We start from the raw sequence: 16139 nt of genomic DNA on the forward strand, positions 1-16139 counted from the left end.
GACGGGATCGCCCAACGCGATCGGGGAATGAGTATTTTTGCAAAGAAAGAGGGGCGAGTAGGTCCGTTCCTGCTTGGGTTAGTCAAGGTCGACGTGGATCAGGGCGTGGTCTGAGGCATGAGGGCGATGTTCCCCGGTGCCTGGCAGGCGCAGGCCAGTGTAGCGGGTGGACTCAAATCCCATGCCGTGGCGCAGAATGCGCGGCAGGGCATCAGGGTTGTCGGCGGCGAGCGCCGGGGAGGCCAGCAATTTGTCCGGGGCGGCGTAGAAATGGTCACGTGGCTGGTGATAGGACCAGCGCCGATCGGGGGGCAGACGGTCGACCAGGCTTTCGGAAAACGGCGGCAGCAAGGGGGCGATGGCGCGATTTCTGCCGGTGGGCGCGTCGACCGGATCGTTGAGGTCGCCAAGGATGAGCCAGCGGGCTATGGAGGGGTTGGGGAAGTGGCTCTCGATCAGGTGGCGGACGGACTGGGCCTCGGCCCGGCGGGTGGCCCAAGCCACGTCGGCGTCCGGGTATGGGGCCTTGAAGTGGCAGGCGTACAGGGCGAGATCCGGCAGGTCGATCTGGAGGCAGTCGCGGCGAAAGATCGGCAGGTCAGGGTCGAGACCCAGGGCCGGATCAACGCCGGTGTCGCCAGCGGTGAGGGTGGCGTGACTGGTGATGCGGGTCACGGGCAGGCGGCTGAGCAGGGCAATGTCGAGGCCACGGCCATCGTTGCCGGGCAGGCAGTGGCGAATGGGGTAGGTTACGCCGAGCGGTGCAAGGTAGTGATTGTGGAAATGTTCGAGCGTGTCGGCGTCGAACACCTCTTGCAGGACGATGAGATCGGCGTCGGCATCGCGGATCAGGGCGGCGGTCAGGCGACGGTCGATCCAGTCGATAGCGCGGGCGCCGGGGCCGGTATCGCCTGGCACGTCGCCATCGCGGGCCCCATCGAGATGGGAGCCGCGCAGGCGCAGGTTCTGGACGTTGAGCGTGGCGATACGCATGTGACCGCCTTTGCTTGGATCAGATCGCCGAGCTGTGCCCTGCCTTGGAGAGGTCATAGGCATCAAAAGCGCGGGCAATCATCCGGGTCAGGGGGCGGGCCTTGACCGGAATGGTCAGACCAGCGCCGGAGATTTTGAGCAGGCCATCGAAGGCTTCGTTGGTCTCTTCGAACATCTTGTAGAGCTCATCCTGCGAGATGTCATAATCGCGCAGGATCTCGCGGGTGTTGATCTTGAAATCGCACATCAGCATTTCGATCATCCGCGAACGCATCTTGTCCTCGGGGGTGAAGACGTGGCCGCGGGCGACCGAGAAATGGCCCTCGCGGATCGCCGAGGTATGGGCCGAGGTGGCCGGGGCGTTCTGCGCATAACCTTGCGGAAAGCGCGAGATCGAAGAGGCGCCGACCCCAATCAGGACTTCGGCCGGGTCGTCGGTGTAGCCTTGGAAGTTGCGGCGCAGGGTACCATTCCTTTGCGCCACTGACAGGCCGTCCTCGGCAGTGGCGAAGTGGTCGATGCCGATCTCGACGTAATTGTCCCACAGGAAGAGTTTGCGCGCGGTTTCAAACAGGCGCAGGCGTTCCTCGGGGGTGGGAAGTTTGTCGGAGGGGATCATCTGCTGACGCTTGGCCATCCAGGGAACGTGGGCATAGCCGTAAAGCGCGACCCGGTCGGGGGCCAGTGCCAGAAGCTTTTGCACGCTTTCGGTAATACGCGCGTTTGATTGATCCGGAAGGCCGAAGAGGATGTCGGCATTCAAGGAATGCACACCGCGCGCGCGAATCTCGACGACGGCGTCACGAGTGATTTCGAAGCTTTGTTCGCGACCGATGGTTTTCTGAATCTCTTCGTGGAAATCTTGAACCCCGATTGAGGCGCGGTTCATACCCGCTGCTGCCAGAGTGTCGAGCCGGGGGCCGTCGATTTCGTTCGGGTCGATCTCGACCGAGAACTCGTAATTTTCGGCAAAGCCTGCAACATCTGAAATGGTGCCGGCCAGATCGGCCATCATCGGTGCGGTCAAAAGCGTTGGTGTACCACCGCCCCAGTGCAGACGCGACAGTTTCACTCCTGAGGGCAGGCGCGATTTCAGAAGGGCGAGTTCTGTCTTGAGCGTCTCAAGATAGGCCTGCACAGGCGAATCAGACTGCGTGCCCTGCGTGCGGCAGGCGCAGAACCAGCACAATCGTCGACAAAACGGCACGTGTACATAAAGAGATATCGCCGAATCAGGTTTAATTTCGCTGATCCAAGATTCAAAATCCCGCGGTCCGACCGAAGGATTGAAGTGGGGTGCCGTTGGGTAACTGGTGTAACGCGGTACTTTCGCGTCAAATAGACCCATGTTGGCGAGTTGCGTTTTCGTAACCATCGTCGTACCGTTAGGCAAAGCTCAAGCCACTATCCTTGATGCAGATCAAACGCGCGAATTGTTCCCATGGTGAAAGAAAAAACAGCTTTCGTGCCGCACGACTGTGTGGACTGCCAAATTCGCCATCGGGCGGTTTGTGCGAAATGTGACGTGACCGAGCTCGAACAGCTGGAAACGTTCAAATATTACCGGACCTACGAGGCTGGACAGACGATCATCTGGTCCGGGGACCGGATGGATTTTGTCGGTTCGGTGGTGTCGGGAATCGCAACGCTGACCCAGACGATGGAAGACGGGCGGACCCAGATGGTGGGCTTGCTTTTGCCGAGCGATTTTGTCGGGCGTCCGGGGCGCGACGGAGCGGCCTATGACGTTGTCGCCACGACCGACCTTGTGATGTGCTGTTTCCGCAAACGGCCGTTCGAGAAGATGATGGCGCAAACGCCGCATATTGCGCAACGCCTGCTGGAAATGACGCTGGATGAGTTGGATGCGGCGCGGGAATGGATGCTGGTCCTGGGGCGCAAGACCGCCCGCGAGAAGATTGCCAGCCTGCTGAGCATCATTGCGCGGCGCGATGCGACGCTGAACCTGCGCGGGGTGGATGGCGAGATGGTGTTCGACTTGCCGCTGACCCGTGAGGCGATGGCGGATTACCTGGGTCTGACGCTGGAAACCGTGAGCCGCCAGATTTCCGCGTTGAAGCGTGACGGGGTGATCCAGCTGGAGGCCAAGCGCCACGTGACCGTGCCGGATTTCGCCCGGCTGATGGAAGAAGCGGGCGACGACAGCGACGGCGGGATGCTGGTTTAGGGCCGGATGGTGGGTTGGCACCCATTCGCCGAGGAATTGATTTCTAGGCGTGCCAGCTACGTATAGGGGCTATCTGGTCGTTGCCCTCGCGTCCAAAACAAACGCGAAAGCCAACCCCAAAACGCCATCCATTTCTTCCAAAGCCAAGAGTGCGGTTTGGAGATGTTTCGGAGCAGTTTTTCTACCAGTTTTGCTTCGCGCGCTGAGAAGTTTGCCTCAGTACCTTGTGGCGTCGACATTGTCTTCTTCCGCAGTCGGCGAACCGAGTAGGCTCTAAGTGCGGCAGCGACGAACAGCATTACTAGTATGCCAATGGCAAGTGGCACGACAATTGGAACAGCAGGCAAAAAGCCCCATGACATCAGGAGTCCTGTGACCCCTGTGGCGCCAACAGTGGTTCCGAATATCCCAGGGCCACCAACTAGCAGCGAAAATGCACCAGCGGTTGTGCCATAAGCCCAAACGACTGATCCACCTATAACCGCAACTCCAAGCTTTGCGGCAGTCACCGTGCCGGTAAGGAAAGATGCAAGTCCGGCGGTGCTTATGTATGTGCCTGCCACATATCCACCTGTTGATGCGCTATAAACAATCAACCCTCCCGCTGAGTGAGCAACGAGGTGACCACCTGATTTCAACGCAGCCACAACAGCGAGTAATGGGAATGCCATTTCTTAACTCCCAAGTGTTTTGGTGCGCAAAATGCGCACCCTACGTGTCGCGTGATCCTTCAGTGCGCCATGAAGACCGGAAGTTTGGCCTGTTCCAGCATGTAGCGGGTGGCGCCACCGAGGATGGCTTCGCGGAAGCGCGAGTGGCCATAGGCGCCCATCACGATCAGGTCGGCCTCGATATCACCGGCATGGCGCATCAGCACATCCGAGACACGCGGCAGGGTTTTCGACAGCACGTCAATCTCCGCCCGCACGCCGTGACGCGACAGGTATTGTGACAACAGCCCACCGGGATCCGAGCGGGTGGGGCCATGGGTTGGCGGGTCGATCACCACCACATGCACGTTTTCGGCGGATTTCAGCACCGGCAGCGCGGCGCGCACGGCGTTGAGCGCCTCGGAGCTTTCGTTCCAGCCGATCATGATGGTTTTCGGTGTCGGACGAGGGTCGCCTTCATCCGGAACTACTAGAACCGAGGTTCCACCTTCGAACAGAGCTGCCTCGACCACCGGTTCGATTTCTGCACCGTGGTCCTCGCCATAGGGCTGTGGCAGAATCGCCAGATCGGAGAACCGGGCCCGCGCCGCCACGTGGCGGCCAAGATCGGCCAGCTGGGCCACGCCGCTATCGGTGCCCCAGCGGATATTCGAACCGGCAAGGATGGATTTGGCCTTTTCCTCGATCTCTTCGGCTTCTTCCTGGGCGCGGTTGATGGTTTCCTGAAGCACCATCGCGTTGGCACCGGCGTAGTAATAGCCCGTTTGGCTGCGATCGACGCCGAGACAGAGCACCTCGAGATGGGCGTCAATGACATTTGCAATGGCGATCCCGTGGGCCAGCACGTTTTCAGCCAGGTCGGTGTCCGTGAGAACGGAAAATAGAGATTTGTAAGCCATGGGGCGCTCCGGATTTGGCATTTGGGTCCGTGTTTCGATGTTATCGGACTGAGACCTGCGTTACTTTGATGCGTATCAGGAAAAGTGGGCGGCAATTTTGATGCAGATCAAAGCGGTTATTCACCAACCCCCCGCATTAAGCTGCCAGTCAAATCCCCCTGCGCGGGAGAACGAATCGCGCCGGGCAAGACGAAGGGACGAAAAATGGGTAACTACATCAAGCTGATCGTGTTCGGCCTGATCGCGCTTTTTGCGCTGATCGCGGCCTCTTATGCACGTGACGTGGCCTATATGGTGAACGCGATCGAAATCGCGCTTGTCGCCGTTGTGGCCTTTATTTGGACATTGCGCCGGACTGGTAATCCGGTCGCGCAAACCGATCTTTCCGGTGAGTATATGGACGGGCCGATCCGTGTCGGCGTCGCTCTGACGGCTTTCTGGGGCGTGGTCGGATTTCTTGTCGGCGTGACAATTGCGTTTCAGCTCGCCTTTCCGGCGCTGAACTTTGAATGGGCGCAGGGCTATCTGAACTTTGGCCGCCTGCGGCCGCTGCACACCAGCGCCGTGATCTTCGCCTTTGGCGGCACCGCGCTTATCACCACGTCGTTCTATGTCGTGCAGCGCACCAGCGCAGCGCGGCTTTGGGGCGGCAACCTGGCGTGGTTTGTGTTCTGGGGCTTTCAGATCGTGATCCTGCTGGCCGCAACCGGCTATGTTCTGGGTGCTACGCAAGGCAAAGAATACGCCGAGCCGGAGTGGTATGTTGACTGGTGGCTGACCATCGTTTGGGTTGCCTATCTCCTCGTCTTCGTCGGCACGATCATGAAGCGCAAGGAGCCGCATATCTATGTGGCCAACTGGTTCTTCCTGTCGTTCATCATCACCGTTGCAATGCTGCACATCGTCAACAACCTGTCGATCCCGGTCTCGATCTGGGGTTCCAAATCGGTTCAGGTGTTCAGCGGCGTGCAGGATGCCATGACGCAGTGGTGGTATGGCCACAACGCCGTGGGCTTCTTCCTGACTGCAGGCTTCCTGGGCATGATGTACTATTTCGTGCCCAAGCAGGCCGAACGTCCGGTGTTCAGCTACAAGCTGTCGATCATCCACTTCTGGGCGCTGATCTTCCTGTACATCTGGGCCGGTCCGCACCACCTGCATTATACCGCTCTGCCTGACTGGGCCTCGACGCTGGGTATGGTCTTCTCGATCGTGCTGTGGATGCCGAGCTGGGGTGGCATGATCAACGGTCTGATGACCCTGTCGGGTGCATGGGATAAACTGCGCACCGACCCGGTGATCCGGATGATGGTGATCTCGATCGGGTTTTACGGCATGTCGACCTTTGAAGGTCCGATGATGTCGATCCGCGCGGTGAACTCGCTGTCGCACTACACCGACTGGACCATTGGCCACGTGCACTCGGGTGCGTTGGGCTGGAACGGCATGATCACCTTTGGTGCCTTGTACTTCCTGGTTCCGAAACTGTGGAACCGTGTCGGACTGTACAGCAACAGTCTGGTTAGCTGGCACTTCTGGCTCGCCACCATCGGCATCATCCTCTACGCGGCCTCGATGTGGGTCACGGGGATCATGGAAGGCCTGATGTGGCGCGAAGTGGATGCCAATGGCTTCCTCGTGAACTCGTTCGCCGACACCGTGGCGGCCAAGTTCCCGATGTATGTCGTACGCGGCACCGGTGGTTTGCTGTTCCTCGCGGGCGCAATCATCATGTGCTACAACCTTTGGATGACCGTGAGACGTTCGCCGGCTGTTGAAGCCACGAACCACATGGTCCCAGCTGAATAAGGAGGGTTGGACTAATGGCAATTCTCGACAAACACCATGTACTTGAGAAAAACGTAACGCTTCTGGCCATCTTTGCCTTTCTGGTGGTGACCATCGGCGGCATCGTTCAGATCGCGCCTTTGTTCTGGCTGGAAAACACGATCGAGGATGTGGACGGCATGCGCCCCTACACCCCGCTCGAGCTGGCCGGTCGTGACCTCTATATCCGCGAAGGGTGCTATGTCTGCCACAGCCAGATGATCCGCCCGATGCGCGACGAGGTCGAGCGTTATGGTCACTACTCGCTGGCGGCAGAGTCGCAATATGACCATCCGTTCCAGTGGGGCTCAAAACGGACCGGGCCTGACCTGGCCCGTGTTGGCGGCCGTTACTCGGACGAATGGCATGTCGACCACCTGCGCGATCCGCAATCGGTTGTTCCGGAATCCGTGATGCCGAAATACGGCTACATGGAAAACCGGATGATCGACGGCAAATACATCGGCGACCTGTTGGCAACGCACAAGCTTGTCGGCGTACCTTACACCGACGAGATGATCGAAAACGCCAAGGCAGACTTTGCTGCCCAGGCCGATCCGGACAGCGACTATGACGGTCTGATGGAGCGTTATGGCGAAAAGGTCCAAGTGCGCAACTTTGACGGCAAGCCCGGCATTTCGGAGATGGACGCAATGGTCGCCTATCTGCAGATGCTTGGCACGTTGGTCGACTTTTCGACCTTCACGCCGGACGAAAGCCGTTAAGGGAGGGAATCATGGAAACATATTCCCTTCTGCGTGAGTTCGCCGACAGCTGGATGTTGCTCGCACTCTTCACATTCTTCGTCGTCATGGTCCTTTGGGTCATGTTCCGGCCAGGAAGTACGAAGACCTATCGCGATGTGGCAGAGATTCCGTTTCGGCATGAAGACAAGCCCGCGCCTGCGCGGGACGCCAAGGAGGCGTAAGACATATGGCTAAACAACCTGAAAATCACCAAGACCCGGATACCACGGGCCACAGCTGGGACGGGATTGAAGAATTCAACAACCCGCTGCCGCGCTGGTGGGTGTGGATCTTCTACGCAACCATCATCTGGGGCATTTGGTACACCATCGCTTATCCGGCCTGGCCGGGTATCAAGGGCGCGACCGCCGGTTACCTGGGATTCTCGACCCGGGGTGAAGTGGCTGCCGACATCAACGCGGTCAATGAAGCGAACGCACCGAAGAATGACAAGCTGGCCTCGGTCGAGCTTGCCTCGATTGCGGACGATGCCGAGCTGAAAGGCTATGCCGTGTCGTCGGGCGCCGCCGTGTTCAAGACCTGGTGCGCCCAGTGTCACGGCTCGGGTGCGCAGGGGTTCAAGGGGTATCCCAACCTGCAGGACGATGACTGGCTTTGGGGTGGCAGCATGGAAGCGATCCATGAAACCATCACAATCGGTATCCGCAGCCCGGATCACGAAGACACCCGGATCAACGATATGGGTGCCTATGGCCGTGACGAGCTTCTTGAGAAAGAAGAGATCGAACAGGTGGTCAACTACGTGATGTCGCTGTCTGGCGAAGCCAAGGACGCAAGCCTTGTCGCAGCCGGTGCGGTCGTGTTCGAAGATAACTGCTCGTCCTGTCACGCAGAAGGCGGTGTAGGTGACCAAGATCAAGGCGCGCCGAACCTGGCTGATGCAATCTGGCTGTATGGCGGTGACTACGATTCGGTCAAGGAAACCGTCTACAACGGTCGTTCGGGCGTTATGCCGAATTGGGACACCCGTCTCAGCGAAGCGCAGATTCGCGCCGTTACGACTTATGTCCACCAGCTTGGTGGTGGTGAATAAAAGAATTCCGGGGGTGTGAGCCCCCGGATATGGCACCGGCCCTTCCGTCCTGTTCGCGCGTTTCCTGGAAGGCCGGTGCCAGCTTATTCTGCCCAAGTTGTGCAGAATTTCAATAGGTGACGATGAAATGCCTCTTTAGAGGCTTTTGTTCGCACCCGATCCCCACCGGCCTGCGCGCCGGTGTTTTTTTGTCTCGGCGCAGTTGCACAGGTAAGGCCAGACGCGGAAATTACGCAACCCTCGGTCGCTGAGGTCAGGGTGATAGACGATAGGGTCAATCATGGTGCTTTCTCCGGTTTGGGGTTGAAGTTTTGCGTTGCCGCCAGTGATCTGGTGCGTCCCAACGCGAGCGGCTGTGCGTTTTCTGACGTGTGGCGATCAAGAAGGAATCGGCCCATATTGTAAGCATGACTTTTCCTTTCCTCATGCAGTAATGTCTTGAAAATAGGAAATTTTACGGCTTTGTTGCGAGTCAAAGTGCCTGTCTATATGTAAGGTGAGATTACATGATTGATTGGATGTCCTTACCGCCGCTTGCCGCGCTGCGTGCCTTTGCGGCCTATGCCGAAACAGGCAACATCACAAAGGCTGGCGCGCGTTTGAACGTGAGCCACGCGGCGGTAAGCCAGCAGATACGTGCGCTGGAGGCGCATATGGGCGTCGCCTTGTTTGACCGAACCGGGCGCAGACTGCGGATGACGGCAGAGGGCGAGCGGCTGGCCAGGGCCTTGCAACAGGGGTTTGAGGGGATTGCCCAGACAATCGACGAAATGACCGGAGTCGAGGCCGAACGACCGCTGTTGGTGTCGGCCACTCCGACTCTGGCATCGGCCTGGTTGGTGCCACGTTTGCCGGATTTCCGCGCCAAACATCCCGGTATTGATCTGATGATCGACGCCTCGGCGGAAGTGCGCGAGATCGGCCCTGGAGGAGTTGATCTGTCGATCCGGTATGGCAATGGCGAGTGGCGTGGACTCGAGACCGACTTGCTGCTGCCATCGCCGGTCGTGGTGGTGGGGGCGGCCTCGCTTTATAACGGGCCGACCCCTTGTGAGATTGAGGCGCTGGGCGAGTTCCCCTGGTTGCAGGAAATCGGCACAAACGAGGCCAGTGCATTCCTGAGCCGACATGGTGCCAGTGGCGAGCTGACCCATGGAACAACGTCGCTGCCTGGCAACATGATGCTGGAAGCGGTGCGTGCCGGTCAGGGGCTGGCGGCGGTGGCGTTGGTGACAGTTGAGGCCGATATTGCGGCCGGACGATTGAACATCCTGTGCCGCGATGACAGGGCGCAGGGATATTTCATCGTCACCCGCCCCGGGGTGCAGCGCCCGCCTGTGCGTGAATTTGTCAGGTGGCTACGCAGGCAGGGGCGGCAAAGCGTGACTAAATAATAGGTGTGTCAAAAATGTAGAATATCGAAGCCGGTTTGATACAGGTCAAAGTGTTCGTGATCCCAACCTGTGAGAAGACCCTGACTGCGAACAGTATTTCCGGAGTGATTCCGTGTCCCAACAAGAACCCCAAAAGCTTTATGCCGCGCGTGAGCCGGTGTTTCCAAAAAAGGTCTACGGCAAGTTCCGTAACCTGAAATGGGGGATCATGATTTTTACCCTGGGGATCTACTATCTGACCCCCTGGATTCGGTGGGACCGTGGGCCCAGCCTGCCCGATCAGGCGGTTCTGGCAGACCTGGCGAACCGCCGATTCTATTTCTTCTGGATCGAGATCTGGCCGCATGAATTCTATTTCATTGCAGGCTTGCTGGTGATGGCCGGTTTGGGGCTTTTTCTGTTTACCTCGGCATTGGGGCGGGTGTGGTGCGGCTATGCCTGTCCACAAACAGTTTGGACGGACCTTTTCGTTCTGGTCGAACGCTGGATTGAGGGGGACCGCAACGCGCGCCTGCGTCTGCACCGGCAGAAGAAATGGGACTTCCGCAAGTTCCGCCTGCGGTTAATCAAGTACAGCTCCTGGATTTTGATCGCGCTTGCGACCGGTGGGGCCTGGGTTTTCTATTTCACCGATGCGCCAACACTTTTGGTGGACCTGGTTACCGGCCAGGCGCACCCGATTGCCTATACCACCATCATGGTGATGACCGGCACGACCTTTTTCTTCGGCGGGATCGCACAGGAGCAGGTTTGTATCTATGCCTGCCCATGGCCCCGTATTCAGGCGGCGATGATGGACGAGGACACGCTTGTCGTGGCCTATCGCGACTGGCGTGGTGAGCCGCGTGGCAAGCTGAAGAAAGGCAAGGAGAACCCGGATCAGGGGGACTGCATCGATTGCATGGCCTGTGTGAACGTTTGCCCTGTGGGGATCGATATACGTGACGGTCAGCAGCTGGAATGCATCACCTGTGCGCTGTGCATCGACGCCTGCGACGACATGATGGACAAGATCGGCAAGCCGCGCGGTTTGATCGATTACATGGCCTATACCGACGAAAAGGCCGAACGCGAGGGCGGGACCGCCAAGAACATCTGGAAGCACGTTTTCCGGCCGCGGACCATGCTTTACACCAGCCTATGGTCGCTGGTGGGTGTTGGCCTGATCGTGGCGCTGTTTATCCGCTCTGACATCGACATGACTGTCGCTCCGATCCGCAACCCGACCTTTGTAACACTGTCCGATGGTACGATACGCAATGTCTACGAGATCAAGCTGCGCAACAAGCACGGCGAAGAACGACCATTCCTGTTGTCGGTACGGGGCGACCCATCCCTGACGATGGAGATTGAAGGCAGTGCCTATAGTTCCGTCAAGGTGCCCGCCGATACCGCCCTGCCGGTGCGCGTCTACGTCATGGCGCCCAAGGGATCGCAGCCAGCGGAAAGTGAACGCGTTCCGTTCCGCTTCTGGGCGGAAGACATGACAAATGGCGACCGAGCCTATAAAGATACCGTGTTTAACGGAAAGGCGAATTGATGTCCGACGGCACGAAAAAGGGCCGCGAGATCACCGGCAAGCATGTGCTGATCGGTTTTGTCGCCGCCTTCGGAGTGATCATCGCGGTCAACCTGATCATGGCGTTTAGCGCGGTGAAGACTTTCCCCGGGCTTGAGGTCAAGAACTCGTATGTCGCGAGCCAGGAGTTCGACAAGCGCAAGGCGCTGCAGGAGGCCCTGGGCTGGTCTGTGTCGGCACGGCATGAGGGGGAGGAATTGGTCCTGTCCATCACCGACCGCAACGGCAACCCGGTCGAAGTAAAAGAGCTGAACGCGATCTTGGGTCGCCCGACCAGCGTAAAGGAAGATGTCGAGCCCGAGTTCCGGTTCAACGGCAGCGCCTATGTCGCACCGCTGAGCCTGCAAGATGGCAATTGGGACGTGCGGATGGTGGCCTATGCTGCCGACGGCACCGAGTTCCGCAAACGTGTGAAGATGGAATTCAAGAAGTAGCGCCATGACCGCAACGATGCGCCCAAACCTTTCGGCCTGTCCGGCCTGCTCTGCCGCCCCGGCGGCCGAGGCGTTGGCGGATGCGGCCGAGCAAAAAGATGTGCGCATTGCCCTGTCATTGCCAACAATTCACTGCGCCGCCTGTATCGTTGCGGTGGAAAAGGCGCTGAATGACTATCCTGGTGTCGAAAGCGCGCGGGTGAACCTGACCCTCAAGCGCGCCACGATCGAGGCCGACCCTGAGGTGATGCCCAACGATCTGGCCAAGATGTTGGAAGACATAGGCTATGAGGCATACGAGCTTGATCCCGGGACACTGAGTGCGACCGAGACCGACAAGGCCGGTCGCGAGCTGTTGATGCGGTTGGCCGTGGCCGGGTTTGCCTCGATGAATGTGATGTTGTTGTCAGTGTCGGTCTGGTCCGGGGCAGCGGATGCAACCCGCGACATGTTTCACTGGATCAGTGCCGCGATCACCCTGCCGACGATTGCTTTTTCCGGCCAGCCGTTTTTCCGTCACGCCTGGACGGCGCTCAGGGCCGGGCGGCTGAACATGGATGTGCCGATTACGCTGGCGATCCTGCTGGCGGTTTTCACGTCGCTTTGGGAAACGTCCCTTTCCGGTGAACATGCCTATTTCGATGCGGCGCTGGCGCTCACTTTCTTCCTTCTGGCCGGTCGTTATCTTGACCACCGCACAAGGGCGATTGCCCGGTCCGCGGCCGAGGAACTGGCCGCTTTGGAAGTGCCCCGTGCGATCCTGATGGTGGATGGCGAGGAACATCAGGTGCCGGTCGCGCAGGTTGTCGTTGGAGATCTGGTTCTGGTGCGCCCGGGCGGACGGATGCCGGTAGATGGCGAGATTTTTGAAGGTCATTCAGAGATCGACCGCTCGCTTCTGACCGGGGAAACTCTGCCGGTCTATGGTGGACCGGGGCAGGGTGTTTCGGCGGGTGAGGTGAACCTGACCGGGCCGCTGGTGATCCGCGCTACGGCCGTAGGTGAAGAGACCTCGCTGCACCGTATGGCAGATCTTGTGGCGATCGCTGAATCGGGCCGCTCGCGCTATACCTCGCTGGCAGACAGCGCCGCCAAGCTTTATGCGCCGGGCGTGCATATCCTGTCCGCCTTGGCCTTTGTCGGTTGGTATCTTTACACATGGGACGTGCGAACGGCGCTTAACATCGCTGCCGCCGTTCTGATCATTACCTGCCCCTGTGCGCTTGGCCTGGCCGTGCCGGCTGTGACGACAGCAGCGTCGGGGCGCCTGTTCCGCAAGGGGATGCTGATCAAGCACTCGACCGCGCTGGAACGGTTGGCGCAGGTCGATACTGTGGTGTTCGACAAAACCGGCACGCTGACTTCGGGCACGCCCGAAGTGATGAACCTGGATCAGGTGTCGACCCGCGATGTTCAAATTGCCATGGCGCTGGCGCAGGGATCTTCGCATCCGCTTTCGGTTTCGCTGGTGGCGGCCGCGCGTGACGCGGGGTTTGAGCCTGCCGAAGTCGAAGAGATCACCGAGGTTCCGGGATACGGCACCAAGGGCACGTGGCAGGGCCGCGAAGTTCGCCTGGGCCGTGCCACATGGGTCAATGCGCCGTCGATCAGCCGCACGGCGGCCTGGCTTAAGGTCGGTGATGAAGACTCGCAGGCGTTCGAATTCACCGACCGGCTGCGCGAAGGCGCCGAACAGGCGATTGCCGCACTGAAAGAGGCGGGCAAAGAGGTCTACCTGATGTCGGGCGATACCACCGCGGCGGTCGAGGCCATGGCGGCGCGCCTGGGCATTCCGCATTGGATGGCCGAGGCGCTGCCTGCGGACAAGGCCGCGCGGGTGCAGGACATGGCCGAGGACGGGCGCAAGGTTTTGATGGTGGGCGATGGTCTGAATGACACGGCGGCGCTTGCCGCGGCGCATGTGTCAATCTCACCGGCCAGCGCGCTGGACGCGGCGCGGGTGGCCAGCGATATCGTGCTTCTGGGCGGAGATCTGTCACCGATTGGTGATGCAGTGAGCACGGCGCAATCCGCCATCCGCCGCATCCGCGAGAATTTCCGTATTGCCACGCTCTACAACGTGATCGCTGTGCCTTTGGCGGTGGCGGGCCTCGCCACGCCGCTGATTGCCGCATTGGCGATGTCCGCCAGTTCGATTACAGTGTCGCTGAATGCATTGCGGTTGAGGTAACGGCATGAACATCCTGACCTATTTGATCCCGATCTCGTTGATCCTGGGCGGTGTCGGGCTTCTGGCTTTTGTCTTTACCGTGCGCAGCAATCAATATGACGACCCCGAAGGCAATGCCCGGCGCATCCTGTCAGACGAATATGACGACAAACCCAAGAGCTGAACGTTCCACCGTTCCAATTGCAGGTGCCTGCCCGGTTTGAAGAGGTGGGTCTTCTGAGTATTTGCGCCAAGAAAGAGACCAGCGTCCGTGCTCTTTCTTGGGGAAAATACTCAAATCCCGACAGCTGATCTTGATGCGATCTCTGGGAAAGCAGCGACGGGCCCGCCGTCCCGCCGAGCGAAGCGAGGCCCCCTGGCGACGCCGAAGGCGGCGCAAAGCCTCTGATCAGCCGGGACCGATCATGAAACAGGTGACATTGCGGGCCTGCAAGCGGCGGCAGGCCAGTTCGGCACTGTCACGGGTCAGGCCGGTAAAGTTGGCGTCGAACCCCTTCTTGCTCTGGATCACCTTGCGCGAGGTGCCATCGAGCGTTTCCATCTCGTTCAGCGCGGTCTTCAGCAGAACACGCTCGGCGGCATAGCGCGAGCGATAACGCCCGACATTGATGCCCCAATGCTTGTTGCCTTTGGCACTGATGCGGGTGACGACTTCCTGTACCTGCTTCGGTGAAGCGGGGGCTGAGGCCAGAACGAGGTTTGCCGGCCGGGCCTTGGGGGTGACACTTGGTTTGGTGGGTTTGACTTGAGAAGTAGCGGTCGGCTCGGGCTTTGGCTTGGGTGCAGGGTCCGGCGTGGCCTGAACCTCTTTCAGGGCGTCCTGGATATCATCCTTGAGCCCGGCGACGATCACCGGGGCCGGGGTCGGAATTGTCTCGCTGCCCGGGCGCACCTTGGGGCGCAGGCTTTTCTTGACGGCGGTGATCAGGCGGATGGTTTTACCTGCTGTTCCGGGGATGTGCTTCTTGGGTTTCGGCTGCGCATAGGTGGGCGCGGCCGGTTTGCGCAGCGGCGCCTTGGACGGTGCGCGGCGGAACCCGAGGTCGAGAAGCTCGGCCACTTTGGCATTGCGCGACGCGGTGGAGCGGCCGCCAAACACGGTGGCAATCACCCGTTCACGTCCCCGTTCGGCCGAGGCGACAAGGTTGAATCCGGCAGCGCGGGTATAGCCGGTTTTGATGCCGTCAGCGCCTCTGTAGGCATCCAGAAGCCGGCGGTTGGTATTCGACACTTCGCGCACCCCGGCATGGGTCGAGCGGCGCGAGAACAGGTTGTAGTACTGTGGATAGTCATAGAGCAGGTGACGGCCTAGCAAGGTCATGTCGCGCGCCGTTGACAGGTGCCCCTTCTCGGTCAGCCCATGGGCGTTGCGAAAGGTGGTGCGGGTCATGCCCAGCGCCTTGGCGGTGCGGTTCATCCGGCGGGCAAACTTGGCCTCGGAGCCCGAGATCGCCTCGCCAATTGCCGTGGCGCAGTCATTGGCGGATTTTACCGCCGCCGCCCGGATGCAATAGCGCAGCTTGATCCTTTGCCCGGCCTTGAGACCCAGTTTCGAAGGCGGCTCGGCGGCAGCATTTTTTGAGATTCGGATATTGGTGTCGAGGCTGATTTCGCCGCGTTTGATCGCTTCGAAGGCGATGTAGAGCGTCATCATCTTGGTGAGCGAGGCCGGGTGCAGGCGCGTGTCGGCGTTGCGGGAATGCAGCACCTCACCAGTGCGCGCATCCACGACCATCGCTGCATAGGGCGCGGCCGCGGCCGAAATGGGCACGACGACAAGCATCCACAATGCTGCAAAGATGAATATCCCGTACCGGACGGGGTGCCTGCCACGCATGCGCATGGGTGTCTGCCTTTTCTGCCTCAATCACCGCCGGTTTTCCGGCTGGCATTTTTTTGATGCTTCAAACCTAGCATGGGCTACATTTTTAGAAAAGATTTGTTTTCAATTGGATAGACGGCAGGAATTGCTACATCTTGGGGGAGAGCGACAAACCCTCCCCCAGATAAGCAATTGTGGCAGCAATGTGGCGGCGGGTTTCAAAGGAAAAACCGCAGTGTTGCAAATCAAACCGAGGCGCCTTGCGTTCAATGGAATTGCCCCGATTTTCGAACGCGTGGTGGCATGCAAATGCTGCCTCGGCGATCGGGGGATTACATGAC

The 16139-nt window shown here is 59.5% G+C and carries 16 protein-coding genes; 11 read left to right on the forward strand and 5 right to left on the reverse strand.

Translation table 11 applies throughout. The features are described from left to right. Positions 1-78: 78 nt before the first annotated feature. Positions 79-993, reverse strand: a complete 915-nt coding sequence (locus RXV86_RS12015; RefSeq protein WP_316299973.1) for an endonuclease/exonuclease/phosphatase family protein — start codon at positions 991-993, stop codon at positions 79-81. A gap of 19 nt (positions 994-1012) precedes the next feature. Continuing rightward, positions 1013-2368, reverse strand: a complete 1356-nt coding sequence (gene hemN, locus RXV86_RS12020) for an oxygen-independent coproporphyrinogen III oxidase (RefSeq protein ID WP_316299974.1) — start codon at positions 2366-2368, stop codon at positions 1013-1015. A 66-nt stretch (positions 2369-2434) separates the two neighbouring features. On the opposite strand from hemN, the gene fnrL reads away from it, so the two are divergent. Next, positions 2435-3181 (forward strand): transcriptional regulator FnrL, encoded by a 747-nt coding sequence (gene fnrL, locus RXV86_RS12025; protein WP_316299977.1) that lies wholly within the window; start codon positions 2435-2437, stop codon positions 3179-3181. 56 nt (positions 3182-3237) lie between these two features. On the opposite strand, the gene RXV86_RS12030 is transcribed toward fnrL, so the two are convergent. Beyond that, entirely contained in the window at positions 3238-3852 is a 615-nt protein-coding gene (locus RXV86_RS12030) for a hypothetical protein (protein ID WP_316299979.1), read from the reverse strand. Between the two features lie 59 nt (positions 3853-3911). Further along, positions 3912-4751, reverse strand: a complete 840-nt coding sequence (locus RXV86_RS12035; RefSeq protein ID WP_316299981.1) for a universal stress protein — start codon at positions 4749-4751, stop codon at positions 3912-3914. Between the two features lie 204 nt (positions 4752-4955). Here RXV86_RS12035 and ccoN point away from each other — a divergent pair, with 204 nt between their 5' ends. From ccoN to ccoS, 9 genes are all read left to right on the forward strand, one after another. Next, positions 4956-6560 (forward strand): cytochrome-c oxidase, cbb3-type subunit I, encoded by a 1605-nt coding sequence (gene ccoN, locus RXV86_RS12040; RefSeq protein ID WP_316299983.1) that lies wholly within the window; start codon positions 4956-4958, stop codon positions 6558-6560. 14 nt (positions 6561-6574) lie between these two features. Next, on the forward strand, positions 6575-7303 hold the full coding sequence (gene ccoO, locus RXV86_RS12045; RefSeq protein WP_316299985.1) for a cytochrome-c oxidase, cbb3-type subunit II: 729 nt from the start codon (positions 6575-6577) through the stop codon (positions 7301-7303). An 11-nt stretch (positions 7304-7314) separates the two neighbouring features. Continuing rightward, entirely contained in the window at positions 7315-7506 is a 192-nt protein-coding gene (locus RXV86_RS12050) for a cbb3-type cytochrome c oxidase subunit 3 (protein WP_316299987.1), read from the forward strand. Positions 7507-7511: 5 nt separating this feature from the next. Continuing rightward, positions 7512-8378, forward strand: coding sequence for a cytochrome-c oxidase, cbb3-type subunit III (ccoP, locus tag RXV86_RS12055; RefSeq protein WP_316299989.1), 867 nt, complete (start codon positions 7512-7514; stop codon positions 8376-8378). Positions 8379-8884: 506 nt separating this feature from the next. After that, the gene (locus RXV86_RS12060; RefSeq protein ID WP_316299991.1) at positions 8885-9772 is read left to right on the forward strand and encodes a LysR family transcriptional regulator; all 888 of its coding nucleotides are present in this window, start codon (positions 8885-8887) and stop codon (positions 9770-9772) included. 112 nt (positions 9773-9884) lie between these two features. After that, complete coding sequence (gene ccoG, locus RXV86_RS12065) at positions 9885-11312, forward strand: cytochrome c oxidase accessory protein CcoG (protein ID WP_316299993.1); 1428 nt, start codon at positions 9885-9887, stop codon at positions 11310-11312. Beyond that, positions 11312-11785 (forward strand): FixH family protein, encoded by a 474-nt coding sequence (locus tag RXV86_RS12070; RefSeq protein WP_316299995.1) that lies wholly within the window; start codon positions 11312-11314, stop codon positions 11783-11785. The genes ccoG and RXV86_RS12070 overlap by 1 nt, the downstream gene beginning before the upstream one ends. A 4-nt stretch (positions 11786-11789) precedes the next feature. Continuing rightward, entirely contained in the window at positions 11790-13976 is a 2187-nt protein-coding gene (locus RXV86_RS12075) for a heavy metal translocating P-type ATPase (protein ID WP_316299997.1), read from the forward strand. A 4-nt stretch (positions 13977-13980) separates the two neighbouring features. Next, a complete protein-coding gene (gene ccoS / locus RXV86_RS12080) occupies positions 13981-14139 on the forward strand; it encodes a cbb3-type cytochrome oxidase assembly protein CcoS (RefSeq protein WP_316299999.1) in 159 nt (52 codons plus the stop codon). A gap of 225 nt (positions 14140-14364) precedes the next feature. On the opposite strand, the gene RXV86_RS12085 is transcribed toward ccoS, so the two are convergent. After that, the gene (locus tag RXV86_RS12085) at positions 14365-15819 is read right to left on the reverse strand and encodes a serine hydrolase (RefSeq protein ID WP_316300000.1); all 1455 of its coding nucleotides are present in this window, start codon (positions 15817-15819) and stop codon (positions 14365-14367) included. Between RXV86_RS12085 and RXV86_RS12090 the strand changes: the two genes are divergently transcribed. Beyond that, positions 15740-16138, forward strand: coding sequence for a hypothetical protein (locus RXV86_RS12090; protein WP_316300278.1), 399 nt, complete (start codon positions 15740-15742; stop codon positions 16136-16138). The genes RXV86_RS12085 and RXV86_RS12090 overlap by 80 nt on opposite strands. Position 16139: the final 1 nt, after the last annotated feature.

Origin of the sequence: Aliisedimentitalea sp. MJ-SS2 (assembly GCF_032586155.1) — a bacterium.
Classification (GTDB): Bacteria; Pseudomonadota; Alphaproteobacteria; order Rhodobacterales; family Rhodobacteraceae; genus JAWHTC01.

What these genes read in the sequence shown, in the direction of transcription:
- RXV86_RS12015 (WP_316299973.1), bottom strand. Translation starts at nt 993, where the DNA reads ATGCGTATCGCCACGCTCAACGTCCAGAACCTGCGCCTGCGCGGCTCC.
- RXV86_RS12075 (WP_316299997.1), top strand. Translation starts at nt 11,790, where the DNA reads ATGACCGCAACGATGCGCCCAAACCTTTCGGCCTGTCCGGCCTGCTCT.
- RXV86_RS12070 (WP_316299995.1), top strand. Translation starts at nt 11,312, where the DNA reads ATGTCCGACGGCACGAAAAAGGGCCGCGAGATCACCGGCAAGCATGTG.
- ccoN (WP_316299983.1), top strand. Translation starts at nt 4,956, where the DNA reads ATGGGTAACTACATCAAGCTGATCGTGTTCGGCCTGATCGCGCTTTTT.
- ccoP (WP_316299989.1), top strand. Translation starts at nt 7,512, where the DNA reads ATGGCTAAACAACCTGAAAATCACCAAGACCCGGATACCACGGGCCAC.
- RXV86_RS12030 (WP_316299979.1), bottom strand. Translation starts at nt 3,852, where the DNA reads ATGGCATTCCCATTACTCGCTGTTGTGGCTGCGTTGAAATCAGGTGGT.
- RXV86_RS12085 (WP_316300000.1), bottom strand. Translation starts at nt 15,819, where the DNA reads ATGCGCATGCGTGGCAGGCACCCCGTCCGGTACGGGATATTCATCTTT.
- RXV86_RS12035 (WP_316299981.1), bottom strand. Translation starts at nt 4,751, where the DNA reads ATGGCTTACAAATCTCTATTTTCCGTTCTCACGGACACCGACCTGGCT.
- fnrL (WP_316299977.1), top strand. Translation starts at nt 2,435, where the DNA reads ATGGTGAAAGAAAAAACAGCTTTCGTGCCGCACGACTGTGTGGACTGC.
- ccoO (WP_316299985.1), top strand. Translation starts at nt 6,575, where the DNA reads ATGGCAATTCTCGACAAACACCATGTACTTGAGAAAAACGTAACGCTT.
- RXV86_RS12060 (WP_316299991.1), top strand. Translation starts at nt 8,885, where the DNA reads ATGATTGATTGGATGTCCTTACCGCCGCTTGCCGCGCTGCGTGCCTTT.
- RXV86_RS12050 (WP_316299987.1), top strand. Translation starts at nt 7,315, where the DNA reads ATGGAAACATATTCCCTTCTGCGTGAGTTCGCCGACAGCTGGATGTTG.
- RXV86_RS12090 (WP_316300278.1), top strand. Translation starts at nt 15,740, where the DNA reads ATGGGCACGACGACAAGCATCCACAATGCTGCAAAGATGAATATCCCG.
- hemN (WP_316299974.1), bottom strand. Translation starts at nt 2,368, where the DNA reads ATGGTTACGAAAACGCAACTCGCCAACATGGGTCTATTTGACGCGAAA.
- ccoS (WP_316299999.1), top strand. Translation starts at nt 13,981, where the DNA reads ATGAACATCCTGACCTATTTGATCCCGATCTCGTTGATCCTGGGCGGT.